Source organism: Mesobacillus maritimus, assembly GCF_019749255.1.
Taxonomy (GTDB): domain Bacteria; phylum Bacillota; class Bacilli; order Bacillales; family Cytobacillaceae; genus Mesobacillus_B; species Mesobacillus_B maritimus_A.
The window spans coordinates 484,102-498,521 of record NZ_JACWFH010000008.1 but is presented as its reverse complement, the minus strand read 5'-3'; the positions used below and the strand labels follow the sequence as shown (position 1 = coordinate 498,521).

Here is a 14,420-nt window from a genome sequence, read left to right as displayed (position 1 = left end):
CAACTTCTATGAGGTGATAGGTATGGAGATGATGTCAAAAATTGAAGCATTCATCCTTGGGGTAATTCAAGGGTTCACTGAGTTCCTGCCAATTTCAAGTACGGGGCACTTGTATCTAGGCAGGCATCTTTTTGGACTTGATGAAGCGGGGTTGTTTCTTGATACAATGCTTCACACTGGGACTCTATTAGCAGTGCTGGTCATTTATAAAGATGAGCTCATCGATGTGATTAAACACCCACTAGGTAAAACGGCTAAGCTGCTTGTCATTGGGACAATTCCTGCGGTCATTGTCGGGGTACTATTTGATGATTTCTTTGATTCGATTTCAAAAAGTGGCGTAACGATTGGCTGGGAATTCCTTGTAACAGGGATGATTCTTTGGATGGCAGATGGAATTAGAAATGGTCGTAAAAAAATGCACCAGATTTCGTATAAAGATGCTTTATTTATTGGAGTTGCACAATCCGCTGCCATTATGCCGGCTCTATCTCGGTCAGGGCTAACGATTGCAGCTGCCCTGTTTAGAAAACTAGACAGAGAGACAGCCGCTTATTTTTCTTTTTTACTGTCAATCCCAGCAATCGCAGGTGGCGTAGTTTATAAGATACCAGAGCTATTTTCAGGCGGAACGGAAGCTGTGTCTCTTGGCAGTTTATTAGTAGCCACAATTGCCTCAGCTCTTTGTGGTTATGTGGCTGTTGTATGGATGATTCAATTCCTACAAAAGAAATCTTTAAAGATATTCGCTCTATATGTTTGGGTACTAGGACTTATCGTATTAGCCCTACAATATACAGGATCATTTTAATAAACTTTTTCCTCATAATTTGTTTGTATTAAAGAGCAAAAACATTATGCTGAATCTTATTCTAATCTATAAAAGAAATACACTAATACGAGCTGTCCATCGCTAAAATTCACAAGTTTTTTCTCGCAAAAAACGCTATATAAAGGGATAGGGAAACCAAATATCCATTATCCTTTCAAGCAACAAAGCTTATTAAAAAAATTGATGAAATTTGGCAAAAAATAGTTTGAAAAATACACAAAAAAACTATTTTCTTTTTCGTGATTTTTTAGTATGATTCTCTATGGAAAATGTTTATTTAAAAAGTTCATATTGGAAATGTAATAAGGGAAGGCAAATGGTGCGCCACCAGTATCCTGGTTCTAGTGGGTTCGATTCCCACCCCGAAATTTTTTAGCAATTTTCACAAAAAATTTCGAGGGTGGGCCATGTCTATTTATACATGGAGAAAATCTGCCCTGTAATTAGGAGGGATACAAAATGCTCAAGAAACGCGATCTTCAGGATTCTCACGTTCTTTTCGAGCTAATGTCGCATCCAGATGTCTTCCCTTTTGTACGTCAAAAGGCATATTCTTACGATGAGTTTGTTTTTGTATCAAAACAAACCATTGAAGCAGAAGAACGAGGAGAGCTCATTTCAAGAACGATACTAGACGATTGGGGAGCCCCAATTGGTACAATTAATTTATTTGATATTCAAGATGGTGCAGGCTTCTTAGGAACTTGGATTGGCAAACCTTATCATGGGAAAGGCTACAATGGACCTGCGAAAGATGCTTTTTTCCAAGAAGTATTTTATGAACGTGACATTGAAACCATCTTTATGCGTATTCGAAAAGAAAACATCCGCTCAATCAAAGCAGCGGAGAAGCTTCCATATGTAGTAAAAGCTAATGACACTAGAAAAACGATTTACGAACAACTTAACGCCACTAGCGAAATTTATGATCTATACGAAATCCCTAAGGACCAATACTCCTTATATTTACGCAGGGAAATGGTTCAAATAGGGGAAGATTCACACAGATTAGAAGCCTAGGAAATAGATAAAGGGAGCTCACAAAATTTGTGAACTCCCTTTTTGGTTACTCTTTTTGTTTTAAATAAAAATTGGTTAAGTACTGGACGTACACATCATCCCGAGAGAGTGAGGCACCGAAATTTCTTTTCAAATAATTCTCTGCCTCTTGGAATGAGTTGAAGGTAGAGTCAATTTTACCGTTTTTCTCCTCAATCCCCCATTTATCTTCCTTAACTGGAGTAATCAAGAATTTTTCGCCTTGTCTAGTATCATAAAGTGACCCTTTTGGGGATTCCTTCAGATTGTATCTATTTCTAAACGCGTCTTGTTTTATCGGATCTAATGGGTACACTTCCTGAACATATAATTCGAAGGCTTCCTTTCCCATCGAACAGCCTGAAGCTTTTGCATGACCTCCACCTCCAAATTGGCCCGCAACAGCGGATACGTCAACATGGTCATGAATGGTTCTAAAACTAATTTTTTTCCCACCGACGTTTAAAATCGCTATGTAATCTAAGTGTGGATATTCTTTCCCAAGTTCATTGCCAAGCTCAGAATGATAGGACTCTGCGTGGACAATCCCTGCACAATAATCATCGATAAACGTTTGAAACGTCTCTCGTTTTTTTCTTTTAACATATCGCTCGATTTTGTCCTCTTCCATTGAAAGAAGCTTTTGTTCAAACTCATCAAACTCAAAGCCCTCTTTATGCTTTGTTAATCGGTCAAGCATTTTTCCCTCGAATTCATCTATCGAGAACATAAAAAACAAATCATTCAATTGCTTCGCTTTTACATTATCGTTTTGATCCCATTCCCATGTATCATATTGCCGAACGAGTTCTACGAATTGGTCAACAGCTTTAGATGGTTGAATCCACTTATTTTCAAGAAAATGTTCATAAAGCAATGAAGTAGCCGAAGTTAGCCTGCCGTCCTCATATTCAACTTGGACCGAACCCCAGCGATAATCATTAAAGTGAAGGGCTGTTTTATGATGGTCAATAAAGTTTACCTTTCCCCCACTCTGATAGAGCTTCTCGACACGCTTTGTATTTTCTTCATTAATGGAGAGATCGGTTATGAATAAATGGAACTCACTTACCTTCTTTTCATGTTCAAACAACCGTTCAATCTGTGTGTCTAATCCCATTACGGAGTTATACCTTACCTCTACTTTGTCACCAAATGCCAGTTTCGCTACAATCCCACATCCAACACCATCAAGATCATTATGAGTATACAATTTATACAAACTCTTCACCTGCTATCTAATTGTTCTCCCCATAGGGTATCATTCTTTCCCCTAATTAAACCACAAAAAAGCCAGGCCTCCAAAAAGTTGGAGGACCCGGCGTCATACTTTATTTTCCAATAAACATTTGTGTCCAATAGTTCCCGTCCGCGACATGACCTACACCAATATGAGTAAATGAACTGCTTAAAATATTTTTACGGTGACCTTCACTATTCATCCAAGCATTCACAACTTCTTCTGGTGAACGCTGTCCCATTGCGATGTTTTCTCCTGCCGCACGGTATGAAATGCCGAACTGCTTCATCATATCAAATGGAGACCCATAGTTAGGGCTTGTATGGCTGAAATATCCGTTATTTTTCATATCAAGTGATTTTTCTTTTGCTACTTTACTCAATTCTGTATCCAATTTTAGAGCAGGTAGGCCTTGCTTTGCGCGTTCTTGGTTGGTTAAATTCACGACCTGTTGCTCATATGCACTTACCTGTGAAGAAGCTTGAGTACCTTCACTTGGTTTTGTTGGTTGTTCTTGAACCGGCGGAGCAGTTGGTTGCTGTACCTTTTCTGGAGCCGGAGTTGTTGGTTGCTGAGTTGAAATAGGTTGTTTTTCTCCCTCAGGTTTATTCACTTGCTGTTCAGACTGTTGATCTTTAGATGGAGTTGTATTTACGCTCTCCCAATTGATGTTATAGCCTTTTAAATATTTTTGTAGATAGCTATTTATTTGGTCATAGTTGAGGTTTCCAGTTTGATAAACGTATACCTTTTTTTCAATAGTATTGGATGGACTTGCCGCATCTGCACCATTCACACCTGGTGCTCCTAAAAGTAGTGCCGCTGTTGCTGCTACTGACAATATCATTTTCTTTTTCATTATAGTTCCTCCCTAGATTGTTTCTCTCTCGCTTGCCCTTTTATCATAGCATTTGATTTTTGTAATATTTTAGGAAGGAATTTCCAAATACGTCTTTTTGCTAGAATAATGAATGAACAGTCATAGAAATCTCCCAAAGAGAGAGAATTTTTTTCAATGACCTGTCTATGTTTTATGAAAGTACCAGTCGATTTGTAATTAATTCACTTATAATCCACTATTTTACATGAAATCTAGTTTTTTCATATATTTTGGGGTTGACAACCTTTTAAACAGACCTCATTTTTTACATAGATTACGATTAAATGACTAGTTTTAAAACCATATGTTTAACTTTACTATTCATTAAAACGCTAGATTTAGAGTTCAAAAGCGTTACTGTATCGCGGCGAACACCCCAAAACTCTTAGTGATTACTACAACTAGTTCCACCAATATAAATTGGCAAACAAAAAAGCTAACTCCTGGATTTCATCTCCCTAGTAGTTAGCTTTTTTGTTTGCCTTATTTATTATCCCTGTAGACTTTTCCGAGAACATCCTTGCCCCCTGTGACAGGGATGATACTGCCTGTAATATAATCTGATTTCTTGTCTGATAAAAAGGAAATCACCCTGGCGATATCCTCACCCGTTCCCGGTCTCCCTACCGGAACCGATGCATCATTTTCTCCAATTGCGTCTTCAATGTTTCGTTCTTTCCACTCCCCAACAATATCTCCAGGACAAACCATATTAGCAGTAATCCCAAATTCAGCTTCTTCAAGAGCAATTGATTTCGTTAACGAAGCAAGACCTGATTTTCCGGCAGCAAAAGCGGAGCGATAGATCCAGCCGGGTGCGGATTCAACCCGGTCAAACCCAACGGTAATGATTCTTCCCCACTCACGCTTCCTCATATCTGGAATAAGAAGACTTGCGAGATAAAAAGTCGAGTTGAGGTTTCCATTTATGAGATAGTGCCAATCTTCAATAGAATAGTCAACCATCTTTCTCCGTTCATGGATATAAGGTCCAGCATTATGGACAAGGATATCAAGAGAAGAGAAATGTTTTTTTATCTTCTCCACCATTTCGCAACACTGTTGATAGTCTGACACATCTCCACCTATTGGAACGTTTTTGGTACCAAATTCTGACGTTAATGACTTTGCAAAGGCTTCCGCTTTGTCCCGACTATGCCGATAGTTGATGACTAAATCAATTCCTTCAGAAGCGAGTTCAACCGCCGTCCTTCTGCCAATCCCTGATGCCCCTCCTGTTATAAGTGCTGTTTTTTTACCCACATTTATACCTCACCATTTTTTATTCATTAACTCAATAGTAATTAGTACTAGATGTTTATGCAAATGTTGGTGTCAATCATTCCTCATAGTTAATGATTCCTTAACCACTAGGCGATTTCCTGCATAGAATACCACAATAAGATGCCCAAATGAGAATTTACCGGTTATGACGGATAAAAGGAGGAAAGGTTGATGCTCCCGTGGAATCATCTTCCTTTTAACGAGGAAATGAAAAAAAAGTTTAGTAACATGAATCCTAATGACATTGACAAATACGTTCAGAACATGATTTCAAATATGTTTCCCAAGGATATGGATGGCATGTTAAATCCGCAAGAGTGGCTGAAAGGGGTCCAAAGCTTCACCAATGACCAACCCTCCTCTCACAAAGAAAGCAACCTAAACGTGATTGTTTTTGAAACACATGATTTTGTTTTCTTAAGAATTCCTATTAAAGAAGATCATTGGTTAAGAGAGATTAAAATTTTTCACACCTCACATGAAGCCATTATTGAACATATTCCTTCTCCAGGTGATAAACACATCTTTAAATTACCTGCGGCTGTTAGAAAAAAAGGGGCTGTAGCTAATTATAAAGAGGAAGTACTTGAAATAAGAATCCCGCGGAGTGTACAGACACAGATTTCTGAGATTGAAATTCAAGAAGATTAAATGGAGTTAGCGGTTTAGAGGAGGTTGTTAACTATGGAAACGGAAAAATGGAAAAATTGGCTAGACCTGACAAAACAATATGCAGCCGAAAGCTTTTGGAAAGAAGTCTTTAACCAATCAGAGCAACCGTTTTCGGGTAATGAAAGGGTTGGCGAAACAATCTCAAATCTGATGAACGAGACTAAGATAAAAGGATTATTCCCCCGCTGTGATATGTTTGAGGAAAATGATCAATTGTTTATACAAGCAGAATTACCTGGTATTTCAAGAGAAGATGTTGTTGTCAGTCTAAAAGACCAAGAAATAGTCATTCAGGGAAATTACTCTACTTTAAAGCCAAGCTTACAGTATTATTTAAAAGAGCGTTCCGATAGAAGCTTTGTAAAATCAATTAAACTACCAGTAAAGGTAAATAAACAGAACATCAACTCTAACCTCGATAATGGTCTTTTAACCATCATTTGCCCTATCATCAAAGAAGAAGACGCTGTTCCAATCCATATCGAAATTTCAAGATCCTCTCCCCTTAATGAAATGCATAATCAAGAATAGACAAACAGAGCAGATTTTCATCAATCTGCTCTGTAATTTCTATCTATCCCCTAAAGCTACATCACTCTGAATAGCAAACGAACAGTGGTTCCTTTCCCTAATTCGCTTTCAATCTCAATTTTACCAGAATGAAGCGCAATGAGCTTTTCTGCAATCGCAAGTCCTAACCCTGTTCCACCATTGCTTCTAGATCTTGCTTTGTTTACTCGGTAAAATCTCTCGGTAATTTTCAGTAAATCTTCCGCTGGAATTCCAATCCCTGAATCAGAGATTTCGACTCTAGCTCCATAGGGATGTTTTTCTAACCTAATGCCAATCTTTCCGGCAGGGTCTGTGTATCTGACGGCATTATCCATAATATTTTGCAGTATCTGTTCCATTTTCCCTTCATCTGCATCGATGATAATGTCCGGATCAAGGTGAACCACCAACGTAATTCTTTTCTCTGTTAGTACCTGTGAGTATTTTTGAACGAAATCCTCGATGAGTTGTGCCAACGGAAAAGGGTGTCTATCAAGCGTAAATTGCCCTGCATCAATCTTCGATAAGTCTAGCAAGTCTGAAACCAGTTTCCCCATTCTCCCCGCTTCTCTATTGATAAGTTTAAGATATTTCACTTGTTCTTGAGAATTGTTTATGACACTAGAAACTAACCCCTCACTATATCCTTTAATATAGGAAATTGGCGTTCGCAGTTCATGAGAGACATCGGCTAAAAATTCTCTTTTTCTCTCATCTTCTAGTTGGATTGATGCAGACATTTGATTGAAGGCTGCTGCTAATTGCCCAACCTCGTCGTTTGAATGGATAACCACTCTAGTAGAGTAATCTCCTTTCGCCACGCGTTTAGCAGCTCTTTTCATATCCACAAGCGGGCGAGTTAACCGATCAATCATGATGAACCCGAGTATAAGTGCAACCACAATGAAGGCTACTCCACCTATAAGCCAAAGATAAGAGAAATCTTTTGTTATCTCTGAAATTTTAGCAAGTGGGACATACAGAAAAATCATCCCCTCAAGATCATCACCACTGAGTAAAGGAATGATTACAGCAATGATTTTACGACCAAAAAGTTTTTCAAAGCCTATTTTTTCGATACTCTGCCCTTGTTCGAGTTGTGCTAAATCTTGCGATGGAAATAATGCATCATCTTTAGTTTCAAATGGTAGACAACTGCTTAACTCACCAGAGCTTTGAATCAAAAAAACCTCCATTTCAGACTTTTCGTTGAACCATTTTATTTGAGCTTTTAAATTTTCCGATAATGGTCCTCCCTGGTAATCCTGAGCGAGCAATTCTCCAGTTTCAAGAAGATTTTCCTCAACTCGATCCACATACAATTTCTCATAAAATAAATAGGATAGTATAAATGAAACAGAAATTGTAATCAATACAGCTATTGTAATGGTTAACCACAATTTCTTCAGCAAGCTATCTGCTAATCGTTTCATGAACTAGCAACCTCAAACTTGTAACCGATTCCCCATACCGTCTGGATATAATCCCCGATTCCCAATTTCATTCTTAGCGTTTTAATGTGAGTATCAACCGTTCTGAGGCTTCCAATATAGTCAATCCCCCATACATGTTCCAACAACTGTTCTCTACTCAACGCCTGTGAAGCATGATCAATCAAGAACGTTAACAACTCAAATTCTTTAAGCGTTAAAGGAATAATTTTTCCCTCGACAATTACACGGCGTGCCTTTTTATCTATTGATAGTTTCCCAAACTTAACAACCTTCTCTTCCTGTATGGTTGGTGTCGTTCGCCTTAACACAGCGGCTATCCTTGCAACTAATTCACCTGGACTAAAGGGCTTAACAATATAATCATCCCCTCCTAGTTGCAACGCCTTGACTTTGTCCCATTCTTCACCTTTGGCAGATAAAAAAATAATCGGAATCTGGGAGAAAGAGCGAATGGTTTCACAAACCACAAATCCATCCTCACCTGGCATCATGATATCCAAAATAACTAAATCTATTTGTTCTTCTTCTAAAATTTCATATGCCATTGCAGCACTCGCTGCCTGAAAACAGCGATAACCGGAATTCTCTAAATAAATTTGCACCAGGTCTCTCATATCCTCTTCATCATCAATGAGTAACACTCTAACAGGATACATTCCTTCTCTCTCCCTATAAGCAATTTGCATCATTTTCTATCTTTCCATTAAACTGTAATATTTCAGCACATGGATCTAGCTCATTTTTATTATACCGTTAAAATTCTATTGAAATGATGAAATTTGATAGAAGAGTTGTGACGAAGATGACATACTTTTTGATTTTATTAACTTCATTAAAAATCGTTAGAGTATTTGAACTCTAACGAGGTTTAGTCTCTTTTTCAAGGCGAATCATCAAATCTTCACACTGCCTACATAAATGCTTTATAAGCTGCAAAAAATACTAGTATTGAAAATTATGAAGGAGTGATAAAATGAATGTTCCTTACCGCTGTCCAAATTGCCGGACCAATAAGAGTAGATTCAATCTTATCAAACAAGTTCCTCAATCTGTAAAGCTTAACCCACAGTCAGGCGAAGTTGTAGAGGACTATAGCAACTCACAACTTGACCCTTTCCACACACCTTACCGTGGTCCAGAATTAAGAGTTCAATGCGGGGTGTGCGGCCTAATTGAAGATGAAAAAACGTTCATTAAGTTCGGCGAGCAGAACTAGAGAAAAAGGCTGAAACCATTGATTTCAGCCTTTCATTATTTGAACGAAATTTTATTCTCTTTGAGGAATGAATTTGAATCAACTTTCCAACTCTCATACGGGGTAAATCTGACAAGCTTTAACGTTCGATCATAACGACGATACCCAATGCCCCGCAATTGTATCGTGAGACTAACAGGAACATTCAAAACAAGTTCACCTTTTATGTCTTCCACAGGCAGTACCGCCATTCTATCGACCGTTATATTCTCAATTTCAGGTAAAACGACGTCCCAATTATAATCTTGGGCAGAAGTTAAAGAGACAATTTTGAGGTCCTGCTGTTTTAAGCCTGCTAAATAGGCATTTGCTACATCATATGGGTTGCTTTTCGCCAGAAAGTGTTCTAGTTCACCAGCGGATTTGAGAATCATCAGTTTATGAGAGAGGTCCATGAAATTGGTACGATGCGTGGTACTCCCATAGAAATGAATGCAAAAATGACCAGGAAAATTATTTTTTAGTGCACCAGCACCATGAGGCATTCCGTGCATAGATGCCGCAATTTTCTTTTCCTTAGAATGTACAATAATTGCTCGCCTTTTCCAACTCCATTTCCCATCGTAAATGGCTTTCATAATTTTCGTGTCTTTTGAAGTAAGTGGCTGTACATCCGCGTGTCGACTTCCTGCCCTACGTTGAACTTTAAACTTCTTCCCAGTTTCTAGGTCCTCCACAATAAATTTACTATAGCGCGGGAGTTTTTGATTTACCTGCTCCCATGGAAGCTTTTCGATTTCCACCTTTTTCGCCTCTACCTTCTGTTCAACCATTGTTATGGCTAGCAAAAGAATCATTGCCAATTGAAGTACCCGCATTGTTATCACCGCTTCCATTTAAGGTCTGCGAAAAAAGTTTTTCCTTTATCCTCCTTCACTATTCAAAAGTTGAACCTGATAACAAATTTTGGAAACGCCAGTATGTTCATCTCCAAAAATAAATGGTCAATCCAATTGGTTCATACTGAACCTTGAATTGACCATCTTATTTTATTTCTTATTTATTTTTTCTTTTACCACATCAATTGCTTTTTTAAGCTGGGGATCGTCTTTGAGCATCTTATTACGAACATCGGTCATTAACTCTAAAGTGGAGTTTCCTTCTAATATTCCCGTTTCTTCAAGCTCTTTTTCCTTTTGGAATTGTTTCACAGCTTCACTTGTCTTTTCATCATAAAATCCATCTTCTCGTCCAGGATCATATCCAAGAACCTTCAGCATTGTCTGAGCAGCTTTTACTTGTTCAGATGCAGTTGAAGGCTTTAACTCGGTTTCAGGATCTATAAATGGCAAGGAAGCATAATCAGGCATTGACACCTCATAATCAGGCTTAATCCCTTTTTGATGGATCCAATTTCCTTTTGGCGTTAACCATTTTTCAGTTGTTAGCTTAATATTAGAACCATCTTGGAAGTTTTCAGCTCTTTGAACCGTTCCTTTCCCAAATGTGGTTTGACCCACCAAAGGAACACCAGCAGATTCACTAACTGCGCCTGCTAAAATTTCTGAGGCACTAGCACTTCCTTTATCAATGACAACTACTAATGGAAAATCTCCTTTGTTGCCACCAACTGATGGATACTCTTGAACATTGCCTTCCCGGTCTTCTACTTTAAATAATAGTTCACCTTCTGGTACAAATAAGCTTGTAATCTTGATTGCTTGTTCGAGCAGCCCACCCGGATTTTGACGTAAATCAAGTACAAGGCCCTTCATATCTTTAGATTGAAGGTCTTTTAGAACCTTTTCTAATTCATCAAAGGTATGTTCAGAGAAATTTGTGATTTGGACCTTAGCTATGCCATCTTCTAGCATCTCGCTGTAGACTGTTTCAATTGGGATCGTATCCCGTGTAATGGTAACTTCCGTTGGTTCCGAACCACCACGTTGAATGGTCAACTTCACCTTGGTCCCTTTTTCGCCTCTAATCAACGCTACAGCTTCGGTTGTACTCATTCCTTGAATACTTTCACCATCCACTGTCAAGATAAGATCATCTGGTAGTAAGCCTGCTTTTTCCGCAGGAGAACCTTTTAAAGGAGTTACAATGGCAATATGCCCATCTTTTTGTTGAATTTCCGCTCCAATTCCTTCAAAGGAAGCAGATATGCTTTCGTGGAAGCTTTTTGCATCCTCTAAGCTCATATAATCGGAATAGGGATCGTCTAAGGATTCCACCATTCCACTTATCGCTCCATCAATAAGCTGCTGTTCATCTAAATCCGTATAATAATTATCTTTTAACGTATCATAGGCTTCGTATAGTTTAGAAAACTCTTCTCTTTCACGAATTACTTGTACTACTTTCTTATCATCATCGCCAAATGCTAAGGCAAACGTTGTAATTCCAGCCGTTATAAAGACGATGAAAAATAAAAGCATAGCAAAATGAAATTTCTTGATTCGCATAAAATTCTCTCTTGAATCAGTCTCTCCCAATTGTGTAGAAGGACCTTCTGTCTCTGTACTTTCACCATTCGGTTTCTCTTGGTCCATTTTTTCACCACTTTCAATCACTAGGCTATATTTTCAATTCCTATTTTTTAGAATAACACTTTTAAATAAAAAAAAACAGAAAAATAGTAGGCGTCTCTTTTTACATAATAAAAAACAGCACTTCTGTTGTGCTGTTATCATTTAAAAGTTAATATTAGACATCCTTAATTTTCTGTGCTATTTCCACATACTCTTCTAAAGTCCAATCGTTTCGGTATAATTCCTTTGCAATTCTCTGCCCGACGTATCTGTAGTGCCATGGTTCATACATATACCCAGTTACATGTTCCTTCCCTTTTGGGTACCTAAGAATAAAACCAAACTTATGAGCATTTTTCTCAAGCCATTTACTCTCAAGTGTTTCTCCAAACTGTTCGGTTAAGCTAAGTCCAACAATCGGGCTCGAGATATCCATTGCTAAACCCGTCTGATGTTCACTGTTACCAGGTTTAGCAACAGCCTCTATCGCCATTTCTTCTCCTATTTTCTGAACCTCAGCCGTAAAGAGCGTTTCTTGACGATTATATGAACGAAATCCTGAAACAGCAAATAACATGATTCCCTTTTGCTTTGCTTCATTAAACATTTCCTCTAAGGCATTCGCTGCTTCCTTCCGCAATTTACTCTTCTCTACATCCTCATTCCCAAAAGAAAAGGACACATCGGGTCTTACTAAATCATCTGGAAAATACTCAGCTGGTAACCCAAAATCTTTATTTACTAAAGCAAATAGATTAGAAGCATTTTGAATCACTTCTCTTCCATTAACTGTTTGAATTTCATTAAAAACGGTTTCCTCTAACAATGTTTCTTCAAGTTCAGTAGCTTGTTTATCAGCAGAATTTATCTTTGAAGAAGCTGGCCCATCCTGTATGGAATCAGAGGAACTTTCTCCCCCCTTGTATTCAGAAGGATTCAAAAAGGATAACTTGTCCATTAAAGAATCCACTGGGGAACAACTTGATAAAAAAAGAACTACTAAACAAAGCAACCAAACCTTTTTCAAAATAATCATCCTATTCATGGCAATTTCTAGATACCATAAATATTCACAGTAAAATTTTATTTTATACATGGTCCTTCAAACTAGTAAGTATATACACGCTCCAATCTAGTATAAATAAAATCAACAATCCAAATTAACAGAGCTTTAGGCATAAAAAAACCCCTTCCTAGTCGGAAAGGGTCAGACTGTAGACAAACTCGATGAAGTTCGAGCTTGCCTACAATTTTTTTATTTTGTGTGTAAATGGCGGCTGTTGATTTCCGTTCCAGGCGCTTCGCTTTCCGCGGGGTGGGCGGTGAGCCTGCTCGTCGCAAATGCTCCTGCGGGGTCTCACCTGTCCCACTGATCCCGCAGGAGTCTGCGCGCATTCCACTCCAATCAACAATTTTTTTCAAAGTTAATGTAGCCGTCTTATCAAGCCTATTTTAAATGAAAATATACATATGTTTGAGGTGATGAAGATGCTTTCGAAAAATATTCTAACCCAACGAGATCAACTTGAAATGGTTGCTATAGACCAGCTTGTCCCACAGAACCAACTAGTTCGTAAGATGGAAACAGCTCTTAATTTTTCTTTTATTTATGATGAGGTTAAATATTTATTCGGACGTGGGTCGCCCAAGCATCGATCCTGTTATTTTAGTCCAAACTTACCTTCATTCTGAAAAAGATGGTCACCTGGACATGGCAAGGCCCGGTAGTAGACTAGAAATTGGGTTACGAGAGTCCGCTATATTATAAAAACTCAATAATATCCACTAAAAAACGAGAAGAGGTTCGGAATGAGACCATTCCGAACCCCTTTTGTCTACAAACTGACCCTTTCTAGTCAGAAAGGGTTCTTGTATTAACCTTAACCTATAATAACTGCTTCTAGTGAAACTTCAATCATTTCATTAAAAGTAGTTTGACGCTCTTCAGCTGTTGTTTCTTCACCTGTTAGAATATGATCACTTACAGTTAAAACAGATAATGCGCGTCGGTCTAATTTTGCTGCTAACGTGTATAAAGCAGCTGTTTCCATCTCAATCGCTAAAATATTATATTTCGCCCATTTCTCAAGCTCAGAATTGTCATTATAGAACTGGTCAGCTGTAAATACATTCCCAGCTTTCAAATTTAATCCTTTTTCAAGACCTGCGTTGTACGCTTTTAATAGGAGGTCAAAATCAGCGGTAGGAGCGTAATCAACCCCACCAAAGGTCAAACGGTTCATTTGTGAATCAGTAGAAGCACTCATTGCCAAAATAACATCACGCACCTTGACATCCTTCTGAATGGCACCACATGTACCTACACGAACGAGCGTTTGAACATTATAGCTATTCATTAATTCGTTTATATAGATTGAAATGGACGGTACTCCCATTCCTGTACCTTGAACAGAAATTCTTTTTCCTTTATATGTACCGGTATAACCAAACATATTTCGAACTTCATTATACAGTTGAACATCCTCTAAAAAGGTTTCAGCAATATACTTTGCTCGTAATGGATCTCCTGGAAGTAATACTGTATCCGCAATTTCATGTTCTTTTGCATTGATGTGTACACTCATTGTCTAACCCTCCATCTTTTACTAAAGCAGATTCGTTAAAATGATACCATATTATGTGTAAGCTGGGAAATCCTATGTTAGGTTAATTTCACTTGGGAAGGAAAAGCTAGAACTAGCTTGCCCACTCTTTGGATTGATTCCACAAGTTGGCAAG

The 14,420-nt window shown here is 38.2% G+C and carries 14 protein-coding genes and 1 pseudogene; 6 read left to right on the top strand and 9 right to left on the bottom strand.

What is annotated here, in order from left to right:
- Positions 1 to 31 precede the first annotated feature (31 nt).
- The gene (locus H0185_RS07875) at positions 32 to 811 is read left to right on the top strand and encodes an undecaprenyl-diphosphate phosphatase (RefSeq protein ID WP_221873083.1); all 780 of its coding nucleotides are present in this window, start codon (positions 32 to 34) and stop codon (positions 809 to 811) included.
- A 480-nt stretch (positions 812 to 1,291) separates the two neighbouring features.
- Positions 1,292 to 1,852 (top strand): GNAT family N-acetyltransferase, encoded by a 561-nt coding sequence (locus tag H0185_RS07870; RefSeq protein ID WP_221872806.1) that lies wholly within the window; start codon positions 1,292 to 1,294, stop codon positions 1,850 to 1,852.
- A 46-nt stretch (positions 1,853 to 1,898) separates the two neighbouring features.
- Here H0185_RS07870 and H0185_RS07865 read toward each other — a convergent pair whose 3' ends face one another.
- The 3 genes from H0185_RS07865 to H0185_RS07855 all read right to left on the bottom strand — a co-directional run bounded on the left by H0185_RS07865 (position 1,899) and on the right by H0185_RS07855 (position 5,253).
- Positions 1,899 to 3,092 carry a DHH family phosphoesterase gene (locus H0185_RS07865; protein ID WP_221872804.1) on the bottom strand — a complete coding sequence of 398 codons (1,194 nt, stop codon included), beginning with the start codon at positions 3,090 to 3,092 and terminating at the stop codon, positions 1,899 to 1,901.
- Between the two features lie 109 nt (positions 3,093 to 3,201).
- Positions 3,202 to 3,969: a CAP domain-containing protein gene (locus H0185_RS07860; RefSeq protein WP_221872802.1), complete on the bottom strand. Its 768-nt coding sequence runs from the start codon at positions 3,967 to 3,969 to the stop codon at positions 3,202 to 3,204.
- 504 nt (positions 3,970 to 4,473) lie between these two features.
- Positions 4,474 to 5,253, bottom strand: coding sequence for an SDR family oxidoreductase (locus H0185_RS07855; RefSeq protein ID WP_221872800.1), 780 nt, complete (start codon positions 5,251 to 5,253; stop codon positions 4,474 to 4,476).
- Positions 5,254 to 5,445: 192 nt separating this feature from the next.
- Between H0185_RS07855 and H0185_RS07850 the strand changes: the two genes are divergently transcribed.
- Both H0185_RS07850 and H0185_RS07845 read left to right on the top strand, forming a co-directional pair.
- Positions 5,446 to 5,925 (top strand): Hsp20/alpha crystallin family protein, encoded by a 480-nt coding sequence (locus H0185_RS07850; protein WP_221872798.1) that lies wholly within the window; start codon positions 5,446 to 5,448, stop codon positions 5,923 to 5,925.
- 33 nt (positions 5,926 to 5,958) lie between these two features.
- A complete protein-coding gene (locus H0185_RS07845; RefSeq protein WP_221872796.1) occupies positions 5,959 to 6,477 on the top strand; it encodes an Hsp20/alpha crystallin family protein in 519 nt (172 codons plus the stop codon).
- Between the two features lie 56 nt (positions 6,478 to 6,533).
- On the opposite strand, the gene H0185_RS07840 is transcribed toward H0185_RS07845, so the two are convergent.
- Positions 6,534 to 7,931: a sensor histidine kinase gene (locus H0185_RS07840; protein WP_221872795.1), complete on the bottom strand. Its 1,398-nt coding sequence runs from the start codon at positions 7,929 to 7,931 to the stop codon at positions 6,534 to 6,536.
- Positions 7,928 to 8,608 carry a response regulator transcription factor gene (locus H0185_RS07835; protein ID WP_221872793.1) on the bottom strand — a complete coding sequence of 227 codons (681 nt, stop codon included), beginning with the start codon at positions 8,606 to 8,608 and terminating at the stop codon, positions 7,928 to 7,930. The genes H0185_RS07840 and H0185_RS07835 overlap by 4 nt, the downstream gene beginning before the upstream one ends.
- A gap of 317 nt (positions 8,609 to 8,925) precedes the next feature.
- Between H0185_RS07835 and H0185_RS07830 the strand changes: the two genes are divergently transcribed.
- Positions 8,926 to 9,168 (top strand): DNA alkylation repair protein, encoded by a 243-nt coding sequence (locus H0185_RS07830; protein ID WP_221872791.1) that lies wholly within the window; start codon positions 8,926 to 8,928, stop codon positions 9,166 to 9,168.
- A 35-nt stretch (positions 9,169 to 9,203) separates the two neighbouring features.
- On the opposite strand, the gene H0185_RS07825 is transcribed toward H0185_RS07830, so the two are convergent.
- From H0185_RS07825 to H0185_RS07815, 3 genes are all read right to left on the bottom strand, one after another.
- Entirely contained in the window at positions 9,204 to 10,025 is an 822-nt protein-coding gene (locus tag H0185_RS07825) for a hypothetical protein (protein ID WP_221872789.1), read from the bottom strand.
- A gap of 171 nt (positions 10,026 to 10,196) precedes the next feature.
- Positions 10,197 to 11,702, bottom strand: coding sequence for a lmo1851 family serine protease (locus tag H0185_RS07820; protein WP_221872787.1), 1,506 nt, complete (start codon positions 11,700 to 11,702; stop codon positions 10,197 to 10,199).
- Positions 11,703 to 11,856: 154 nt separating this feature from the next.
- The gene (locus H0185_RS07815; protein WP_221873082.1) at positions 11,857 to 12,717 is read right to left on the bottom strand and encodes a M15 family metallopeptidase; all 861 of its coding nucleotides are present in this window, start codon (positions 12,715 to 12,717) and stop codon (positions 11,857 to 11,859) included.
- 452 nt (positions 12,718 to 13,169) lie between these two features.
- On the opposite strand from H0185_RS07815, the pseudogene H0185_RS24565 reads away from it, so the two are divergent.
- A pseudogene (locus tag H0185_RS24565) lies at positions 13,170 to 13,356 on the top strand (transposase); the annotation flags it as partial.
- Between the two features lie 205 nt (positions 13,357 to 13,561).
- Here H0185_RS24565 and deoD read toward each other — a convergent pair.
- Complete coding sequence (deoD, locus tag H0185_RS07810; RefSeq protein ID WP_221872785.1) at positions 13,562 to 14,266, bottom strand: purine-nucleoside phosphorylase; 705 nt, start codon at positions 14,264 to 14,266, stop codon at positions 13,562 to 13,564.
- Positions 14,267 to 14,420: the final 154 nt, after the last annotated feature.